Raw genomic sequence first — 18,201 nt, forward strand, 5'->3', positions numbered from 1 at the left:
GTTTCGGCGCGTAGCGGGGATGTCGCCGAGCCATCCGGAACGCATCGACGCGTGAACGCCGTTCGACGCGCCCATGGGACGTGAAGGTGCCGCGCGCGGGGTGGTTCCGCACGCGGCACCACCCGAACCTCAGCCCGCCTGGGTGGCGGGCGGGAGTGCGCGTTCGAGGAACTCCCTGACCACCGCGCTGTCCAGTTCACCGTCCAGGGCCAAAGCCTGCTCCAGCCCGTAGGCGGTGACCGGGGGTTCGATCTCCAGTTCGCGGTGGGCGCGCCCCACGATCTCCTGGACCAGCCGGCGTGCGACGGCCGAGTCGTGGCGGATCACCCAGTCGAGCATCTTCGCGATCGCCAGGTCCAGGTTCAGATCCCCTTTCTCGACGGAGCCGCTGCGGGTGCGGACCCTCTCGACGTCGCTGCGGAACTCGGCCAGGACCGCGGAGCGCACGGCCGCGGCCAGGTGGTGCATGGGCACGATCTCGTCAAGGGAGACGGCCACCGACCAGGCGAGTTCCTGAGCGGTGCGTTCCACTTCGTCCTTGGTGCGATGGCGCAGGGCCCAGCGCTTGCGCTGGTCGGGGTTGTCCCACAACTGGGCCGTGAAGGAGGCGTGGAAGCGCTCCTGGATCCGCTGGGCGCCGACCGAGAGCGCGTGTCCGGTGCCGTCGCTGGTCAGGACGCTGTGCACGCCCTCGTCGGAGCGCCGGCGCTGCTCGGCCCAATCGGCGGCCACCGGGCGGGCCCACATGCTGCGCCCGCCCAGCACGGTCTGAGGCGGGGGGACCTCGCTCTGGCCGCGTGCGAGGTAGGCCCGCAGTGTCGAGGCGGCGATGCCCGCGGTCTGGGCCGTTTCGGCGACGCCGAGCAACTGGTCGCCGGCGAGTTCGGGCGCGCTGAGTTTGACCACGCACTGGTGCAGGGGCAGTGCGCCATCGCCGCGCGCGGCCGCCCAGCGGGCCAGGTCGTGGCCCCAGCCCTGCACCGTGAGTGCTGCTTCGACGTCGATCGTGGCGATCTTTCGGATGCGGCCTTGCTCGGCGTCGGTGGAGTCGTCGAGCAGGTCGGCGGCGCTGACGGTGCGCGCGGCCTTGACGGGCCGCTCGGCGAAGGACTCGCTGGCCCCGTCCCAGACCTGTAGCGGCCGGAACCAGGTGGTGCCGTCCCAGAAGTAGCCGCCCGAGCGGAAGAGCAGCGGCCGGCCGGTCCAGTCGGTGTGCAGGGCGGCGCCGTCGCCGTCGCGCACCAGCAGGACCGAGCGGCCGTGCTCGGGATGGGCGCGCACGCACCAGGCCAGGTCCTGGCGCAGCGGGTCGGTGGTGAAGGCCAGCCAGCCTTCGCCGCCGCGGGAGCGGTCGAAGCGGCCCCACATCCCGTTGCCGCGGTTGCGCCCTACGGCTTCGACGGCCTTGCCGTCAGCGGTGGGTATGTGGGTGTCGTCGACGAATGGCAGGTCGGGGACGGGATGGTCGGTACTGGATCCGTTGGCGAGAACACGGAGGTAGCTCATCTGCTGCACCTTTCCAAACTCGATTGCTGTAGATACTACAGCACTTTAGCGTAGAGAGGTACAGCACTGGTCTAGGTTGGTCGCAATCTCAACGGCCTCCGAGTGTTGTTACAGCGGATCCAGTCGCTCCCACGGCGATCGCGCCGATCGCGCCTCGGAATGATCTGCGGCGCCTCAAGCGCGACGACACCACTGCCGACCGCACGGGCCTGGGCCGGAGGAGTTCGCGAGGCGCTGGCCCGGGACGAGCATCAGCTGGGCGCGGCACGAGGCTGTCCGTTCACGCCGGCACGGCAGGCGCCAGACGCATTCACGCAGACACGGATTGTCATCACCCCTGTTTAGAGTCCGCCCTGTCGGATCAGTGAACGGCACTCGGACTGAGGGAGTGACAGATGGGCCCGTGGCGCTATGCGATCAACATGGCACTGTCGGAGGCGGAGAAGAAGGAGGTGACAGGGCTGGCCAATGCGGGGGTCACCGGCAAGTGGATGCTCTTCCCTGACGTTGAGTGGGTGCGCGGCGTCTGGGCCGACGTCGTGGCGGCCACTGAGGAGGGGCGTCTGGGGTATGCGGCCAAGGTCGCCACCGACCACAAACCAGGTAAAGGTGTGCTGATCTGCGTCTACACAAAGGACTGGCGGGATCAGCGCGATGTCGCCCGCGTGCTAGCCGAACTGCGCGCCATGGGTACCGGCCAGCGCTTGTCCTACAAGGAGGACGCCGCCACCCTGGCGTTGCATTACGGAAAGGGCGCCTCGCTGTATGTCTCCCAGGCCGAGTCCATGGACTTCGACCAGCGCCGCTCCGGTTACACCCCAGGCGATCAGCACGCCCTGTTCGGTGATCCCGAGGAGCAGGAGGAACGCACACCCGAGGAGGTTTTCTCTCGCGACGAGCCCTACGGCCCCTTCCCAGACTGAGGCACGGTCTCAGCAGCGACGGGTGCGGGGGCGTGTTCGGCAGCGGCCTGCTCGACGAGCTTTCCCTGCTCACTCAGGACGGCAAGCTGAGCGTGGCAGGACTTGCCTGAAGCTCGGAAGCATGGTGCCCGGCCCCAGCCCTGAGAGCGCGCGCGGGATGTTGCACAGCCGATGCAGAGTCCAGCCCTGAACGTGCGGATCGTGGGCCTTCGATGCCAGCTTGTCTAGGTACTCCGTCGGGGCAGGACCGTTGATCCCGAAGCCGTGCCAGACAGTCGATGGTCTGGTGTTGGTGCATTCCTGTCGGACGCAGCGTCCGCCTGCGGTGCACCTTTCCGTGATCGGGCTATTTCGGTGCATGATCCCGGATTTGCACTTTCAGGCACTTACGTCACGGAGAGCGCTACTGCGAGTCTCCTCGCCCGCGGACACGTCCTGTTGGAGTTAGCCGCCGCCTTCGTGAGGGCGGCGGCGTTCAGGTCCTCACCACATCGATCCGGCCCGCCCGTGCCCCGTCACCATCAGGAACGGAACTCCCCGCGGCCGCTGCGAAGCCGCGCCTGAAAGATGGCGAGTCTTTTCCGGCCCATGCCGGAGACCGTAGGGCTGGATTCCGCCTGTGACCAATCGGCTCCCCGGATCGGGCCCGGGCCGACCAAGAAAACTCCGCAGCGGTGCCGCGGACGGGGGCCGTGCGGGCGGTGATCCGGCCCCGCTTTCGAGGGGTGTGAGCCCTTGGTGAGCCCTTGGCGTGAAAATAGCCCTTGCCCTGCGGGTTATATCCGCAGGTTAGGGCCAATGTTGATCATGGAGCGGATGACGGGAATCGAACCCGCGCTATCAGCTTGGGAAGCTGAAGTTCTGCCATTGAACTACATCCGCGTGCTGCCGACTGGGGGCGGCGGCTCTTATGGGAGCTTACCGTATCGGGCATTGGTGTGCAGCCGGGGTGTTGGCGGGATGCGCGGCGGCGGGGTCGGGTTGGCGGTAGGTTCTGGAGCGTGCTGCTCTCCGATCGCGACATCAGGTCTGAAATCGAGTCCGGGCGGGTCAGGGTCGATCCATACGACCCCGGGCTGATCCAGCCGTCGAGTGTCGATGTCCGCCTCGACCGGTTCTTCCGGGTGTTCGAGAACCACCGATACCCGCACATCGACCCCGCCGTCGAGCAGCCCGACCTGACCCGGCTGATCGAGGTCAAGGGCGACGAAACGTTCATCCTGCACCCCGGTGAGTTCGTGCTCGCCTCGACGTTCGAGATGGTCACGCTGCCTGATGACATCGCGAGCCGGCTGGAGGGCAAGAGTTCGCTCGGGCGGCTGGGTCTGCTGACCCACTCGACCGCCGGGTTCATCGACCCGGGGTTCTCGGGGCATGTCACGTTGGAGCTGTCGAACGTCGCCACGCTGCCGGTGAAGCTGTACCCGGGGATGAAGATCGGCCAGTTGTGCATGTTCCGGCTGACCTCGCCGGCGGAGCACCCCTATGGCACGGCCGGGTACGGGTCGCGCTACCAGCACCAGCGGGGGCCGACGGCGTCCCGCTCGTACCTGAACTTCTCACGCACCGAGATCTGAATCCGCGCCGTCCTCAGTAGGCGTAAGGGCCGGGGGTGGTGGCGGGGAAGGGGCGGGGCTGGTCGCGGCGGGGGAGCAGGTAGGCGGAGAGGAGGCCGCCGATGAAGCCGAAGAGGTGCGCCTGCCAGGAGATGCCCTCTTGGCCGGGGAGCGCGCCCCAGATCATGGCGCCGTAGAACAGGACCACGCAGATCATGATGACGATGTCGATGGTCTTGCGTTCGATGATGCCGCGTAGGACCAGGAAGCCGAAGTAGCCGAAGATCAGCCCGCTCGCGCCCAGCGTGATGCTGCCGGGGGGCGAGGTGAACCAGACGCCGATGCCGCTGACCAGGATGATGATCAGCGAGGCCCCGGCGAACCGGCCGATGCCGCTGAAGGCGACCAGGGAGCCGAGGACGAGCATCGGCACGCTGTTGGCGATCAGGTGGTCGAAGCCGTAATGGAGGAACGGCGCGGTGAAGATGGTGTAGACGTCATCGAAGGTGCGCGGCCGAATACCGAACGTATCGAGCGCGTTGCCCGTGATGAGGTCGAAGATCTCCAGCACCCACATGAGCGCGGTGAGCGCTACAACGGTCAGGATGGCGCGTATCCGGGACTGCGTCACGTTTTCGACTGTATGTGAGAGCCGTCCGGCGGTGCGGGATCTCGGCGCCGGGAGTTGGGGCGCGAGCGCGATCGACACTGGCCGGTGACCGTTTTGTGGCCGATCTGAGCTGGAACGTTGCGTATCGAGTGGCGTGTTTCACAGATAATCGGACTGTGTCGTAAATCACAAAAGCTTGCCCGAATCGCAGAGATCTGCATGTCGCAGGTCAAGTTTCCGTCGGCACAATGAGTAAACGCGTTATCTCTCCGTGACCAGTCACAGGGAAAGTCCAGGGCCGCGTCTGTATGGTGATCTATCGAGCTAAAACGGGCGTAAACAAACAGTGCAGGCACGGTTACCAGCGGCGCTCTCCGTCCAGGATCTGGGCATACCGTTACCGACCGTGAAGCGCTCGCGCCACCGCTAACAGGCCGCGGAGGGGCGGGTCGGGTGCCGCCATTACTGGTGGGCCGCCGCGTCCTACGCGGCCGGACGACCGAAGAGGGGACCGTGCCAGCAGTAAGAGCGGACAAGCTCTACAAAGTATTCGGCAAACGCGCCAACAAGGCCGTCGAGTTGCTCGGCGACGGCCGCCACCGCGACGAGATCAAACAGCTCGACGTGACCGCGGCCGTCATCGACGTGAACTTCGACGTCAAAGCCGGCGAGATCTTCGTTGTCATGGGACTCTCCGGCTCGGGGAAGTCCACCCTGATCCGCATGCTCAACGGACTGCTGGAGCCCACGGCCGGGACGGTGGAGATCGAGGGGACCCAGATCACCGGCCTGCCGCCCGCCGAGCTGCGCCGCCTGCGCAGCCAGAAGATCAGCATGGTCTTCCAGCACTTCGCGCTGTTCCCGCACCGGACGGTGCTGGAGAACGCCGCCTACGGCCTGGAGGTCCGCGGGGTCCCGCGCGAGGAGCGGCTGGTCAAGGCGAAGGAGTCGCTGGGCCTCGTGGGGCTCGACGGCTGGGAGGACCACCTGCCCACCCAGCTGTCCGGTGGGATGCAGCAGCGTGTGGGCCTGGCACGGGCGCTCGCTGCCGACACCGACATCATCCTCATGGACGAGGCGTTCAGCGCGCTCGACCCCCTGATCCGCCGCGACATGCAGTCGCAGCTGCTGGAGCTCCAGGCGACCCTCGGCAAGACGATCGTGTTCATCACGCACGACCTGAACGAGGCCATGCGGCTCGGCGACCGCATCTGCGTGCTGCGCGACGGACGCGTGGCGCAGATCGGCACGGCCGAGGAGATCCTCAACGACCCGGCGAACGACTACGTCGCCCAGTTCGTCGAGGACGTCGACCGCACCCGGGTGCTCACCGCGTCCTCGGTCATGGAGCCGCCCATTCCGGTGATCGACCCCAGCCACGGGCCGCGCGCCGCGCTGCGCACCATGCGCGAGAACCAGACCGTCTCGGCGTTCGTCGTGCGGCGCAACCGCCAGCTGGTCGGCGCGGTGCGCGAAGGCGCCATCGGCGAGGCCGTGCGCAACGGCGTCAAGGAGCTCGACGGGCTCGTCGACGGCGACATCGAGCGCGTCCACCCCGACACCGCGGTCGCCGACCTGTTCCACCAGGCCGCCGAGAGCCCCTACCCGCTGGCCGTTGTCGACGGCGACGGCCGGCTCGTCGGGGTCATCCCCCGGGTGACCCTGCTCGCGGCGCTCGCGCCGATCGGCAGCGGGGACGACACCGGCAACGGTGCCGGCGGCGGCGAAGTTGCCGCCGACGGCGAAGGCGACAGCAGCGTCAAGGGTGCCGACGAGGGCGGCGCCACCGCCGCCGCATCGGACGCGCCCGCGGCCGAGGACACCGATTCCGCCGCGGCGCGGGCGAGCGACGGCCCGCCCGAAGCGGACACCGCCGAGGAGGGGAGCGAGCGATGAACCTGCCCGCTCTGTCCATCACCGTCCCGCGCGTGCCCGTCGGCGACGGGTTCAAGGCCGGTGTCGACTTCCTGAAGGACAACCTCGCCTGGTTGTTCGACATCATCGGCACGATCATCGAGGTCTGTGTCGAGTTCCTCGGCGTCACACTGTCGGAGCCGTCGGCCACCCAGCTCTTCGTCGCGGCGTCCGTTGTCGTGGCCGTGGGCCTGTGGCTGCGCGGGCACCGCTACTCCGCCACGATCCCGTTCGCGGTGTGGATCGCGGTCTGGGCCGCCGAGGCCTACGGCGGCGCGACGACGGCGATGCTGTCGCAGCTCGACCCGGTGCTGTTCACCTGGGCCCAGTCACTGTTCGGCGAGGAGGCGAGGTTCGTCTACCCGCAGCTCCTCCCGGCGATCCCGCTGTTCCTCGCCCTTGCGGTGCTGAGCTTCACCATGACGCGCGACCCCCGGCAGCGGCGGCTCGCGATCTACGTCATCTGCGGCCTGGCGGCGTTCATCGCGCTGCACTTCATCGTGGGCGTGCAGCTCTCGCTGCTGGTGACGATGCTGTTCGTGCTGGTGGCGTGGCTCATCGCCGGGACGGGACTGGCGATCTTCTCGCTGCTCGGGTTCCTGCTGATCATCAGCATGGGCCTGTTCGACGACGCCATGAGCACGCTCGCGCTGATCATCGTCGCGACCGCGGTCGCCGTCGCCATCGCGCTGCCGCTCGGCGTGCTGGCCGCCTACAACGACCGGGTCAGCAACGTCCTCAAGCCGGTGCTGGACTTCATGCAGACGCTGCCGGCCTTCGTCTACCTGCTGCCGGCCATCTCGTTCTTCAGCGTCGGCGAAGTGCCCGGTGTCATCGCCACCGTCATCTTCGCCATGCCCCCGGGGGTCCGGCTCACCGAGCTGGGCATCCGCCAGGTCGACAAGGAGCTGGTGGAGGCCGGTGAGGCGTTCGGCGCGCCCGATTCCCAGATCCTGCGCAACATCCAGCTCCCGCTCGCACTGTCCACGATCATGGCCGGCATCAACCAGGTGATCATGCTGAGCCTGTCGATGGTGGTCATCGCCGGAATGGTGGGCGCATCGGGCCTGGGCAACCAGGTCTACACCGGCATCGCCCAGGCGCAGATCCCCATCGGTTTCGAAGGCGGTATCGGCGTCGTGATCCTCGCCATCTACCTCGACCGGCTCACCGGAGCGGTGACCCGGTTCTCGCCGGCGGCGAAGGCGCAGCGCGCCGCTGCGTCCCGCTGACCCAACGACCGACCACCGAACCCGCCGCGGCGCCAGCGCCTGAGCGGGTGGGACGGATCCCCGCTCGATCCGCCCGCCAATGAACGCACGATACGAGGAGTACAACGTGGTTAAGCGATCGAGACGACTGCTGGGCATCGGCGCCGCAGCGGCATCCCTGGTTCTGTTCGCCGGGGCGTGCGCGGGCGAGGGCGGGGGTGTCGACACCGGACCCGAGGAGGGCGAGGGTGCCGGCAAGACGATCAGCATCGGCCTCATCCCGTGGGAAGAGGACATCACCGTCACCAACCTGTGGAAGGTGATCCTGGAGGAGAAGGGCTACACGGTCGACATCAAGAACGTCGACGTCGGCCCGATGTACGAGGGCACGGCCCAGGGCGACATCGACCTCTTCCTAGACACCTGGCTGCCCACCACGCACAAGTCGTACTGGGACCAGTACGGCGACCAGCTCGAGGACCTCGGCGCCTGGAACGAGAACGCCAGCCTCCAGATCACGGTGCCGGAGTACGTCGAGGACGTCAACAGCATCGAGGACCTCAAGGGCAAGGGCGACGAGTTCGACGGCAAGATCATCGGCATCGAGTCCGGGTCGGGCCTGGTGAAGACCACCAAGGAGAGCATGCTCCCCGACTACGGCCTGAAGGACGAGTACGAGCTCGTCGAGTCGTCCACGCCGGCGATGCTGACCGAGCTGGAGTCCGCGATCAAGGACGAGAAGCCGATCGTCGTCACCCTGTGGCGCCCGCACCCCTCCTACGCCAAGTTCGACCTGAAGGACCTGGAGGACCCGAAGGAGTCCATGGGCGGCGCCGAGAAGATCCACATGGTGGGCCGTGAGGGCTTCTCCGAGGACTTCGGCGAGCTGAACGGGTGGCTGAAGAAGTTCAAGGTCGACGACGACACGCTCGCCGACATGGAGAAGGTCGTCCTCGAGGACCACAAGGACAAGGAAGAGGAAGGCGCCCGCGCCTGGCTGAAGGACAACCCGGAGTTCGTGCAGGAGGTCCTCGGCAAGGACGCCGAGGGGCTGAAGTTCTGACGCGCTCCGCCCCGCCGGCCCGCTGACCCCGGCCGGCCGCCGATCACCGGCAGGGCCGCCTCCCGAACGGGAGGCGGCCCTTCGTCGTCGGTGCCGCTCAGGTGGCCCCGGATGTGAGGGAGCGGTCGCGCTGCGGGATTCCGGCGGTGCTCATGAAGGTGTCGACCCGGCCGGGCGAGGTGAGGCCGGTGAGCGGCAGGTAGGGGCGGTTCGCGCGGCGGCCCTCGACCGAGGGGAAGACGCGCGGCCGGCCGGCGGTGTCGCACAGGCCGAGCGAGCGGGTGCGGCCGGGCAGCACGTAGTAGGAGCCGATCTCGGAGAACGGCAGCCGGACGATGTAGCGGCCGCGGACGTAGCGGAACTCGCCGTCGCCGACCTCCAGCACCGGGGCCCGCAGCAGCGCCGCGTGCCAGATCAGGGCGCCGCCCGCCCCTGCGAGCAGGATTCCGAGGGCGACACCCGCCCAGCTCGCTGCGGTGAGCGCGGCGGTCGCGAGCCCCAGCGCGGCGAGCGCCGCACCGCCCCACAACTCCGCGCGCTTGCGTCCGAACGGGCAGACCAGGCGAACACTCTCGGTCACGGACGTGCCTCTCTGGAGGATGCGGGCCGTACAGGCGGACTTCGCGGCGGCGGGTTCGGATCGCGCGGGACAACGCAGCGGTGCCGCCAGAGGGGTCGGGAGGCACGCGGGCCCGCACCGGGAGAACCCGGATCGCGGCGGCCGCCGCTTGCACGATATCGGCTCCGGGGCGGTCGGGACGGCCGAAACCGGCATTGGCAAACCTGGGAATTCGGCACGATTTCCGCGCAACCGCGGGCTTTCCCGGCCGCGGAGCCGCCGACGTGCGGGAACGCTTCCACGCGGGGGTACGCACGGCGCGGCGGCGCTCAGGACGCGGGGGCGGACTCCATTGCGCGCCCCCGGGCGGTGCGCCACAGCGCCCACCCGGCGAAGCCCCACAGCGCCGCGGCCCCGCCGAAGCCCGGCAGCGCGTACCAGGCCCCCGTCCCGCCCAGCGCTGCCGCCGCGAGCACGGTCACCGCTGCCAGCGCGCACAGCGCACAGGCGAGGACGTGGAAGGCGCGGATGCGCAGCACCAGGCCGAACGGCACGAAGTGCGCGCCGACGACCGCCATGGTCCACACGGGGGCCCATTCGGGGCGGTCCCACGGGCCGTTGAGCAGGTTCTGGCCGCCGATGATCAGCGCGACCTCCACCGCGATCACCACGGGGAACCAGCCCCATTTCGGCGGGCCGCCGGCCCCCGCCGCCGCGGGCGCGGGGCCGCGGAGCGCCGCCGCGGCGATGAGCACCCCGGCGGCGGCGAACGCGCCGAACACGGTCCACCCCGCGGTGTCGAGGGCGGCCTGCCATCGGGGCACCGCCGGGCCGGCCCAGCTCAACCAGTCGCGGCCGAAGAAGGCGCCGACGAGTGATCCGATGACGATCGAGATGATGGTGTCGCGCCGCACCGTGCTCCCCCGTGTCCCCGGGAGGCGCGGCGGCTGCCCGACCTTCCCATGAAAGGACTATAAGCGGACATAGCACTCCATTCGGCGCGCCCGGGCCCGCTGCGGCCCGGTCAGGGGTCGCGCTGCGAGCGGATCAGCCCGTTCAGCGCGGCGAGCCCGCCGACCGCGATCGCGGCGAAGTACACCGCCTCCAGCGCCGCGGCACGCGGGTCGGCGCGCACGGCCTCGGCCACCGCCTGGGCCGCGCAGGAGCGGTCGAGGTCGGTGTCAGGCGGGCGGGGCGCCGACACCTCGTCGTCGGCGTCGGCCCATGCGTCGTGGGCGTCCCAGTAGCAGCCGGTGAGGTGGGCGGCGTGCGCGGCGGCCGCGGTGTGCACGGCGTCGTCGACCTGCCCGTTGTCGAGGGCGTGCAGGGCCGCCATCGGCGCGGGGTCGGCGAGGCCGGTGAACGCAGCGGCGGCGCGGGCGGCGGCCCCGGCCATGCGCCGCTGCGCCGCGGGGTCGGCGGCGCCGAGGCGGGCAGCGAGGTCGGCGTCGACGGCTTCGAGACGCCACATCATCCGGGCTCCTCACCTGGTGCGGAATCAGGACGATACCGTGTCCGCCGGACCGTGTCCCCGAGCGATGGCAGGCTGTGAGGCGGCCGGTCGGCGCAGCGGAAGGGGGACGCATGGAGGAGGTCGGCGCGCAGGGGGCGCCGCACGGCACGGGCGGCGCCGTCGACTTCGACGGGTTGACGCTGGAGGAGCGGCTCCGGCTGTTCGCGTTCACCCAGCGCGAGAACCACCTCGCGTACTACTGGGTGCTGCGGGCGCTCGACCGGCTGCGCGCGACCCACCGCCCGCAGGCCGCGCCGAGCGAGGTCGCCGAGGCGCTGGCGGAGCTGGCGCGCGAGCACGACGGCGTCCCCGACCCCGGCGCGAACCTGCGCCGCCTCCTCGACGACCTGCGCGACGAGGACGTCCTGCACCGCGCCGAGGACGCGTCGCGCGCCGGCAGCCTCGCCAACTACCGCAACCGCAACTCCATCTACCAGTTCACCGAGATCGGCTACCGCACCTACCAGGCGGTGCAGGCCGTGCTCAGCGCCAGGGTGAGCGACGCGAACCTGTCGCGGCTCGTCGTCACCGAACTCCTGCGCGACCTCCGGGCGCTGGCGCAGGCCAACGGCGCCGGCGACACCGACGAGGTCTACCGCCGCCTGATGCGGCTCGACGCCACCTTGACCGACATGACCCAGCGGGCGGCGCGCTTCTACCTGATGCTCGCCGACCTGGGCCGCACCACCGACGCGTCGCCGGAGCGGTTCCTGCGCTACAAGCAGGCCCTGCTGTCGCACATGGGCGACTTCAGCGGGGAGCTGAGCCGCTTCGCGCCGCTGCTGGCCGAGGCGGTCCGCGAGGTCGAGCACACCGGCACGGGGACCCTGGTCCGGCGCGCGGCAGAGGCCGACGAGCGGGTGCTGATGCTGCCGCAGGACCGGCTCGCCGACTGGCAGCGGCGCTGGGACGGGCTGCACGAGTGGTTCGTCGGGACCGGGGGCGACGACTCCGGCGCGCAGCGCATGCTCGCCGCCACCCGGGCCGCCATCTCCGGGGTCATCGCGCTGCTGCGGCAGGTCACCGAGTCGCGCGAGACCGGGGTGAGCCGGACGACGCAGCTGCGGCACCTCGCCGAGTGGGTCACCGACTCCCCCGACGACGACGCCGTCCACGCGCTGGCGGCGGCGGCGTTCAACCTCGGCTCGGTCCGCCACGTCGGCGCCGCGCACGACGACGCCGACCAGATCTCGTCCCGCGCCACCTGGTGGGACGCCCCGGGCGTCGAGGTGCACCTGCCGGTGTTCCGCACCGGCAAGGGCGGCGGCCCCGGCCAGCCCAAGGCGGTGCGCACCGACAACAAGGCGCAGCGGGCGAGCATGCGCGACGGGCAGCGGCAGCGCCGCACGGCGGAGCGCGCCGCCGCCACCGCGCTCGCTGTGCGCGGCGCGCACGGCAGGGCGCTGGACGAGCGCGAGACCGCCGCGCTGCTGCGGCTGCTCACCAAGGCGCTGCCGACCCGGCCGGTGCCGGTCACCGGCCGGGTGCCGGGGCGTTCGGAGGCCGATTCGGTGGCGCTGACCCTCGTCCCCGACGCCGCCGGCAGCGTCGTGCACACCGCGCACGGGAGCCTGCGGCTGCCCGGCCTGCGGCTGGAGCTCGACCGGCCCGGCGCGGCGCGTCCTGCCGCCGCCGAAGGGGCCGAGTGATGGCGCGCGTCACGGTGGCGGCCGACGTCGCAGCCGCCGACCTGGAGTCCTACCAGCGTGCCGTGCGGCTGCTGCTGCGGCATCCGCTCATCACCGCCCGCCATCCCACCCCCGCCGCGCTGGCGCAGGTCACCCGATGGGCCGACCAGCTCACCACCGACTTCCGCGCGTTCCTCGGCTACGGGGTGCGCATCACCGGCGAGCACGCGCGCCTCACCCGGGTCTTCGACACGCTCGACCCCACCCAGTGGCTGCGCGGCGGCAGGGGCGCCGACCGCAGGTTCGACCGGCGCCGCATCGCCTACCTGTGCCTGATCCTGGCGTCGCTGCACCGCTCGCGGGTCGAGATCAGCCTCGCCGACCTGGTGCGCCGCCTCGCCGCCGACGCGGCCGCGATCGGCGGCCTGGGCTTCGACCCGCTGCTGCGGGCGCACCGCGCCGCCGTCGTCGACGCCGTCGACTGGCTGGCCGCGCGGGGCGCGCTGCGGGTCTCCGACGGTTCCAGCGAGTCGTGGGCGCGCGACCCCGAGCGCGGCGACGCCCTGTACGACATCGACCACGACGTCTGCGGCGCGCTGTTCAAGCCGGCGCGGCCGTTGCAGCACCTGGCGTCGGTCGCCGACCTGCTGCACGCGGGCGGGCGCACCGGCGAGGAGCGCGTCGACGGCCCCGCCCGGCTGCGGCAGGCGCGCCGGGCGCTGGTCGAGCGCCCGGTGGTCTACGACGCCGAGGTCGGCCCCGCCATCGCGCAGGCGCTGCGCCACCCGGCGGAGCTCGCCGCCGTCCGGCGGTTCACGGGGGTGCGCGCCGAGGTCCGGGCCGAGGGTGTGCTACTGGTCGACTCCACGGGCGACTTCAGCGACACCGCGTTCCCCGGGCGCGGCGGGGCCGTGAACCGCGCCGCGGGGCTGCTCCTCGCCAAGTTCGCCGAACTGCGCGAGGAGGGGTGGGCGAAGGAGCGGCTGCACTGGGTGGCGCACCCGTCCGGCGCCGGGGCGCACGCCGACCTGGTCGCGCGCATCGACCGCGCCGCGCCGGCCGCGGCAGAGGCCGACCCCGGACGGGAGGCCCCCGCCGGGGCGGCGGAGGCGCCCGGCGGCGACGCAGCGGGCGAGGTGCTGTTCGTCCCCGACCACACCCTCGCCGAGATGGTCGACGCGCTCTACGCCGAATTCGGCCCGGAGTCGTTCACCGACACCTGGCGCGCCGACCCCGCCGGCCTGCGCGGCGCGGCCCTCGGCCTGCTCGCCCGGCTGCGGCTGGTCGAGCCGGGGCCCGGGGGCGTGCTCGTCCTGCCCGCCGCCGCCCGCTACCGCAACATCACCCAGGCGCTGCCCGGCCGGGCCGACGGCGACCCCCAGGCCATGCTCGACTTCCACGCCGGACCCGAGGAGGACCTGTGACCGCCGAAACCCCCGCGGCCCCCGATGCGGAGGGGCGCTTCAAGCCGAGCCGCGCCGGCATCGTCAACCTGTGGGACTACGACGACGAGGAGTTCCTCTTCGCCGACGGGCGGCTGGTCCTGCGCGGGCACAACGGGTCGGGCAAGACCAAGGCGCTGGAGGTGCTGTTCCCGTTCATCCTGGACGGCCAGGTCGACGCCCGCCGCCTCGACCCGTTCAGCGGTGAAGAGCGCACCATGAAGTCCAACCTGCTCTACCAGGGGCAGGACACCGCGCACGGGTACGTGTGGATGGAGTTCGCCCGCCCGCTGCCCGGTGGCGGCGCGGAGGCGGTGACCATCGGTGTGGGGCTGCGCGCCCAGCGCCACGACGCGGACGTGTCCCGCTGGTACTTCGTCGCCGACGGGCGCATGGGCGTCGACCTCGGCCTGCTGAACGAGAACGCGCAGCCGCTCACCAAGAAGATGCTCACCGGGCTCCTCGGCCGCGGGGCGGTCACCGGGAAGGCGTGGGAGTACCGGGCGGCGGTCGACGCGCGGCTGTTCGGGCTGGGCGCGCAAAAGTACGATCAGCTGGTGAACCTGCTGCTGCAACTGCGGCGGCCGATGCTCGCCCAGGGGCTGAACCCCGAGAAGGTGTCCGACACCCTCACCGCGGGGCTGCGCCCGATCAACGAGGAGCTGGTCGCGCAGGTCGCCCGCGACTTCGACAACCTCAAGGCGGTCGAGACCTCGTTCGCGGGGCTGTCCAAGGTCGGCGCCGCGATCGAGGCGTTCCGCGGGTCCTACGGCACCTACCTGCGGGTCGAGGCGGGCGCGCGGCTGGCAGAGGCCGACCGGCGGCGCGCCAAGGTCGTCGAGCACGCCGCGGCGGTCCGGTCGACCGCCGACGCCATGCGGGCGGCCGAGGAGCAGCGCGCGGCAGCGGAGAGCGAGCGCGCCGACGCCGCCGACCGGCGCGCCGGGCACCAGGGCGACCTCGACGGACTCAAGAAGCACCCCGCCTACGCCGGCCGCGAGAGCCTGGCCGAGCAGCAGCGGCTCGTCGCGGCGCAGCGGGAGAACCTGGAGCAGTCCGAGACGGGCCTGCGCAACGCCGAGAGGGCCGCCGAGCGCCTCCGGAGCGAACTCGCCGAGCGGTCGGGTGCCCTGGCCCGCACGCGTGCGGAGGCGGCCCGGACGACCGAGCGGCTGCACGAGACCGCGCTCCGCGCCGGGATCGCGCTCGCCGACGACGACCTCAGCGGCTCCAGCGGGCACCTGCGAGAGGCGGTGTCGGCGCACGTCGCGACCAGGAGCTCCGAGATCGACGCGGTGCGCGGGCGGTTCCGGGCCACGGCCGCCGCGGCCGAGGAGCGCGACCGCTGCGCCCAGGCCGCGACCGCCGCCGAGGACGACCTCGCCGCGGCAGAGGACGGCCTGAAAGCCGCCACGTCCGCGCTCGACACCGCGCAGGCCGACGCGTCCGCCCGCCTCACCGCTTGGGGCGAGGCGTGGGTGGCCCCGACGGGCGGCCCGAACCTGCCCTCGCCCGAAGACCTCGCGGCCCTGCGCTCCGGCCTCGAACTGCTCGGCGAACCGGACGCACCCGGGCTGGGCGAACTCCTCGCCCGGCACGCGGAGAACCGCGTCGAGGCGCTGCGCGACACCACCGCGCAGCGCAAGCGGGAGCGCGCGGACACCGAAACGGCCCTCGGCGCCGCCCAGGACGAGCGCGACGCGGTGGCCGCCGAGCACGACGACGCCCCCTCGGCATCGGACCTGCGCCCGGCCGACCGCTCCGCGCGGCCGGGCGCGCCGCTGTGGCAGCTCGTCGACTTCGCCCCCGGCACCGACCCCGCCGTCGCCGCGGCCGTCGAAGGGGCGCTCTACGGCGCGCACCTGCTCACCGCCTGGGTCCACCCCGACCCGGCGCTCACCGCGCAGGCGCTCGCCGACCGCGAACCCGACGGCTACCTGGCGGCACTGCCGCCGGAGCTGCGCCCCGGCGGACCGTCGCTCGCCGAGGTCCTGGTGGCAGAGGCCGACCAGGACCTCGTCCCGGTCGAGGTCGTCCAGGGGATCCTCGCGTCGATCGCGCTGGCCGACGACGCCCTCCCCGCCGAACCCGCCGGCGCCGTGGTCACCAGGGCCGGGCGGTTCGGCGTCGGCCCGCAGCAGGGGTCCTTCCCCAAGGCCGACTCCGAGTTCATCGGCGCGACGGCGCGGGCCGCCCGGCGCCGCCGCAGGCTCGCCGAATGCGACGCCGGCATCGCCGAGCTGCGCGACCGCGCCGCCGGACTCGACGCCGAACTCGCCGACCTGGAGGCGCGGCGGCGGCGCTTCGCCGACGCCCGGGCCGACCTACCGAAGACCCACGGGATCGCCGCGGCGCTCGGCCGCGTCCAGAGCGAAGGCGGCGCCGTGCAGCAGGCGGAGCGGGTGCTCGGCGGCGCGCGCAAGCGCCTGGACCGCGCGACCGCCGACTACGGCACCTCCCGCGACGCGCTGCGGCGCGACGCCGACCGGCACCGGCTCCCGCACGACGGCGACGCCCTCGCCGCCGTGGAACAGGCCGTGGCCGACGTGACCGCCCTGGGCGCCACGCTCGTGCGCCTGCGCGACACCGAGAGCGACGGCGAGAAGGACATCGAGGGGCGCAGCGGGCTCCTCCACGAGGACGAGCGCACCAACGAGGAGGCCGCGCGGCGCATCGCCCGGCTGCGCACCGAACTGACCCAGGAGGAGCACACCCTCGCGTCCCTGAACGACAACATCGGTACCGCGCTCCAGGAGCTCCTGCCGCAGATCACGCGGGCCGAGGAGGGGATCGCGTCGGCGGCGGCCACCGCCGACGCCGCGACCGCACGGGCCGGCGAGGCGCGGGTGGCCTACTCCGGCGAGCAGGCCAAGCACGACGCCGCCGGGCGGCAGCTCGCCGAGGCGCTGACCGAGCGGCACGAGGCGCTGGCGCGGCTGCGGTCCTGCGCGCTCCCCGAGGTCCGCGCGGCGCTCGACGTGCCCATCAGTCCTCGTTGGCTGCCGGAGGAGTCGTGGCCGGACCCCGCGGAGACCGCGACCGCGCTGAACGCGGCGCTGTCGCTGCCGGAGTCCCGCGACGCCGCCGCCGAGGTCGACGGTGTGCTGCCCGCGCAGCTCGCGGAGCTGCTCGACCTGCTGCGCCGGGCCGTCGGGGAGTCCGGGCCGAGCCACACCGCGATCACCGGCAACGCCAAGAACCTCACCGACGCCTACGCCGCGTTGGAGAACGAGCTCGCCGACGCCAGGTCGGGCCCCGGCCCCGGGTTCGAGGCGATGTGGAGCCAGCAGGACGACGGGCTGAACCTCATCACCATCGACGACGCCGAGACCCGGGTGCCGGTGGCGGAGTTCGCCGCGCGCATCGCCGAACAGGTCGAGGAGCAGGGCCGGCTGCTGGACGAGCGCGAGCGCGGCGTCATGGAGGACGAACTCCTCACCGGGCTCGCCAGCCAGATCCACGAGCGCACCCGGGAGGCCCGCGACCTGGTGACGGCCATGAACGCCGAGATGCGGGCCCGCCCGATGTCGTCCAAGACCGCGATCGGGATCGGCTGGGTGAGCAGCGACCGGCTCACCGAGTCGCAGCGGGCGGTCGTCCAGCTGCTCAAGCGGGACCCGCACGCGCTCGGCGCGGCCGGGCTCGCCAAGCTGCGCGGCCACCTCCGCGACCAGATCCGGGCCGCGCGTGCGGCCGACCAGGTGTCCTCGTACCGCAAGCTGCTCGGTCGGGTCCTGGACTACCGCGACTGGCACCGGTTCGAACTGCGCATCACCCAGCCGGGCAAGTCCGAGGAGAAGCTGACGTCGGGACGGCACTCCAAGCTGTCGGGCGGGGAGAAGGCCGCGGCGCTGCACCTGCCGCTGTTCGCCGCCGCCAACGCCCAGTACGAGTCCGGGTACCCCACGTGCCCGCGGCTGATCGCGCTGGACGAGGCGTTCGCGGGGATCGACGAGATGTACCGCCCCGACCTGGTGGAACTCACCGTGAAGTTCGACCTGGACGTGTTCATGACCGGCTACGACCTGTGGCTCGCCTACGCGGCGATCCCGCAGGCCGCCCACTACGACCTGAAGCACGACGAGGCGGGGCACACGGTGTCGGCCCTGCTGATGCTGTGGGACGGCGGCCGCCTGGTCGACGACGGCGGCGGCCCGACCTCCGCCGCCCTCGCCGCCGAGGAACTCGGCTTCCCACCCACCCGCACCGTCCCCACCCCCGTCCCGGAAGAGGGCATGCTCGCCGAGCCACTCGACAACCTGCCCGCCTGACGCCC

13 protein-coding genes and 1 tRNA gene are annotated in these 18,201 nt (G+C 71.9%); 8 read left to right on the top strand and 6 right to left on the bottom strand.

Going from position 1 to position 18,201, the window contains the following annotated elements; translation table 11 throughout:
- Nucleotides 1-129: 129 nt before the first annotated feature.
- On the bottom strand, nt 130-1,506 hold the full coding sequence (locus CLV63_RS17495; RefSeq protein WP_106584206.1) for a hypothetical protein: 1,377 nt from the start codon (nt 1,504-1,506) through the stop codon (nt 130-132).
- A 395-nt stretch (nt 1,507-1,901) separates the two neighbouring features.
- Between CLV63_RS17495 and CLV63_RS17500 the strand changes: the two genes are divergently transcribed.
- Nucleotides 1,902-2,429 carry a putative phosphothreonine lyase domain-containing protein gene (locus tag CLV63_RS17500; protein ID WP_106584207.1) on the top strand — a complete coding sequence of 176 codons (528 nt, stop codon included), beginning with the start codon at nt 1,902-1,904 and terminating at the stop codon, nt 2,427-2,429.
- An 808-nt stretch (nt 2,430-3,237) separates the two neighbouring features.
- Here the strand turns inward: CLV63_RS17500 and CLV63_RS17505 are convergent.
- Nucleotides 3,238-3,311 (bottom strand) — tRNA-Gly (locus tag CLV63_RS17505).
- Nucleotides 3,312-3,430: 119 nt separating this feature from the next.
- Here CLV63_RS17505 and dcd point away from each other — a divergent pair.
- Complete coding sequence (dcd, locus tag CLV63_RS17510) at nt 3,431-4,006, top strand: dCTP deaminase (protein WP_106584208.1); 576 nt, start codon at nt 3,431-3,433, stop codon at nt 4,004-4,006.
- A 13-nt stretch (nt 4,007-4,019) separates the two neighbouring features.
- On the opposite strand, the gene CLV63_RS17515 is transcribed toward dcd, so the two are convergent.
- Nucleotides 4,020-4,616 (bottom strand): rhomboid family intramembrane serine protease, encoded by a 597-nt coding sequence (locus CLV63_RS17515; protein WP_106584209.1) that lies wholly within the window; start codon nt 4,614-4,616, stop codon nt 4,020-4,022.
- A gap of 492 nt (nt 4,617-5,108) precedes the next feature.
- Here CLV63_RS17515 and CLV63_RS17520 point away from each other — a divergent pair, with 492 nt between their 5' ends.
- The 3 genes from CLV63_RS17520 to CLV63_RS17530 all read left to right on the top strand — a co-directional run bounded on the left by CLV63_RS17520 (nt 5,109) and on the right by CLV63_RS17530 (nt 8,783).
- A complete protein-coding gene (locus CLV63_RS17520) occupies nt 5,109-6,491 on the top strand; it encodes a quaternary amine ABC transporter ATP-binding protein (protein ID WP_106584302.1) in 1,383 nt (460 codons plus the stop codon).
- Nucleotides 6,488-7,741 (top strand): ABC transporter permease, encoded by a 1,254-nt coding sequence (locus CLV63_RS17525; RefSeq protein ID WP_211301348.1) that lies wholly within the window; start codon nt 6,488-6,490, stop codon nt 7,739-7,741. Before CLV63_RS17520 ends, CLV63_RS17525 begins: the two co-directional genes overlap by 4 nt.
- Nucleotides 7,742-7,820: 79 nt before the next feature.
- Nucleotides 7,821-8,783: a glycine betaine ABC transporter substrate-binding protein gene (locus CLV63_RS17530; RefSeq protein ID WP_106584210.1), complete on the top strand. Its 963-nt coding sequence runs from the start codon at nt 7,821-7,823 to the stop codon at nt 8,781-8,783.
- A 97-nt stretch (nt 8,784-8,880) separates the two neighbouring features.
- Here CLV63_RS17530 and CLV63_RS17535 read toward each other — a convergent pair whose 3' ends face one another.
- From CLV63_RS17535 to CLV63_RS17545, 3 genes are all read right to left on the bottom strand, one after another.
- Complete coding sequence (locus CLV63_RS17535) at nt 8,881-9,363, bottom strand: hypothetical protein (RefSeq protein ID WP_245928884.1); 483 nt, start codon at nt 9,361-9,363, stop codon at nt 8,881-8,883.
- Between the two features lie 308 nt (nt 9,364-9,671).
- Nucleotides 9,672-10,256 (bottom strand): hypothetical protein, encoded by a 585-nt coding sequence (locus CLV63_RS17540; protein ID WP_106584211.1) that lies wholly within the window; start codon nt 10,254-10,256, stop codon nt 9,672-9,674.
- A 110-nt stretch (nt 10,257-10,366) separates the two neighbouring features.
- On the bottom strand, nt 10,367-10,816 hold the full coding sequence (locus CLV63_RS17545) for a hypothetical protein (protein WP_106584212.1): 450 nt from the start codon (nt 10,814-10,816) through the stop codon (nt 10,367-10,369).
- A gap of 110 nt (nt 10,817-10,926) precedes the next feature.
- Between CLV63_RS17545 and CLV63_RS17550 the strand changes: the two genes are divergently transcribed.
- Genes CLV63_RS17550 through CLV63_RS17560 form a run of 3 tightly spaced genes read left to right on the top strand, consistent with a single transcriptional unit; the run spans nt 10,927 to nt 18,196 of the window.
- Nucleotides 10,927-12,504 carry a TIGR02677 family protein gene (locus CLV63_RS17550; protein ID WP_106584213.1) on the top strand — a complete coding sequence of 526 codons (1,578 nt, stop codon included), beginning with the start codon at nt 10,927-10,929 and terminating at the stop codon, nt 12,502-12,504.
- Nucleotides 12,504-13,907 carry a DUF2398 family protein gene (locus CLV63_RS17555; RefSeq protein WP_106584214.1) on the top strand — a complete coding sequence of 468 codons (1,404 nt, stop codon included), beginning with the start codon at nt 12,504-12,506 and terminating at the stop codon, nt 13,905-13,907. The genes CLV63_RS17550 and CLV63_RS17555 overlap by 1 nt, the downstream gene beginning before the upstream one ends.
- Nucleotides 13,904-18,196 (top strand): TIGR02680 family protein, encoded by a 4,293-nt coding sequence (locus CLV63_RS17560; RefSeq protein ID WP_106584215.1) that lies wholly within the window; start codon nt 13,904-13,906, stop codon nt 18,194-18,196. Before CLV63_RS17555 ends, CLV63_RS17560 begins: the two co-directional genes overlap by 4 nt.
- Nucleotides 18,197-18,201: the final 5 nt, after the last annotated feature.

Origin of the sequence: Murinocardiopsis flavida (assembly GCF_003014485.1) — a bacterium.
In the GTDB taxonomy this organism is placed as follows: domain Bacteria; phylum Actinomycetota; class Actinomycetes; order Streptosporangiales; family Streptosporangiaceae; genus Murinocardiopsis; species Murinocardiopsis flavida.

Excerpts from the sequence above, each read along its gene's own strand:
- CLV63_RS17495 (WP_106584206.1), bottom strand. The coding sequence starts at position 1,506 with ATGAGCTACCTCCGTGTTCTCGCCAACGGATCCAGTACCGACCATCCC.
- CLV63_RS17500 (WP_106584207.1), top strand. The coding sequence starts at position 1,902 with ATGGGCCCGTGGCGCTATGCGATCAACATGGCACTGTCGGAGGCGGAG.
- CLV63_RS17525 (WP_211301348.1), top strand. The coding sequence starts at position 6,488 with ATGAACCTGCCCGCTCTGTCCATCACCGTCCCGCGCGTGCCCGTCGGC.
- CLV63_RS17530 (WP_106584210.1), top strand. The coding sequence starts at position 7,821 with ATGAACGCACGATACGAGGAGTACAACGTGGTTAAGCGATCGAGACGA.
- CLV63_RS17545 (WP_106584212.1), bottom strand. The coding sequence starts at position 10,816 with ATGATGTGGCGTCTCGAAGCCGTCGACGCCGACCTCGCTGCCCGCCTC.
- CLV63_RS17550 (WP_106584213.1), top strand. The coding sequence starts at position 10,927 with ATGGAGGAGGTCGGCGCGCAGGGGGCGCCGCACGGCACGGGCGGCGCC.
- CLV63_RS17555 (WP_106584214.1), top strand. The coding sequence starts at position 12,504 with ATGGCGCGCGTCACGGTGGCGGCCGACGTCGCAGCCGCCGACCTGGAG.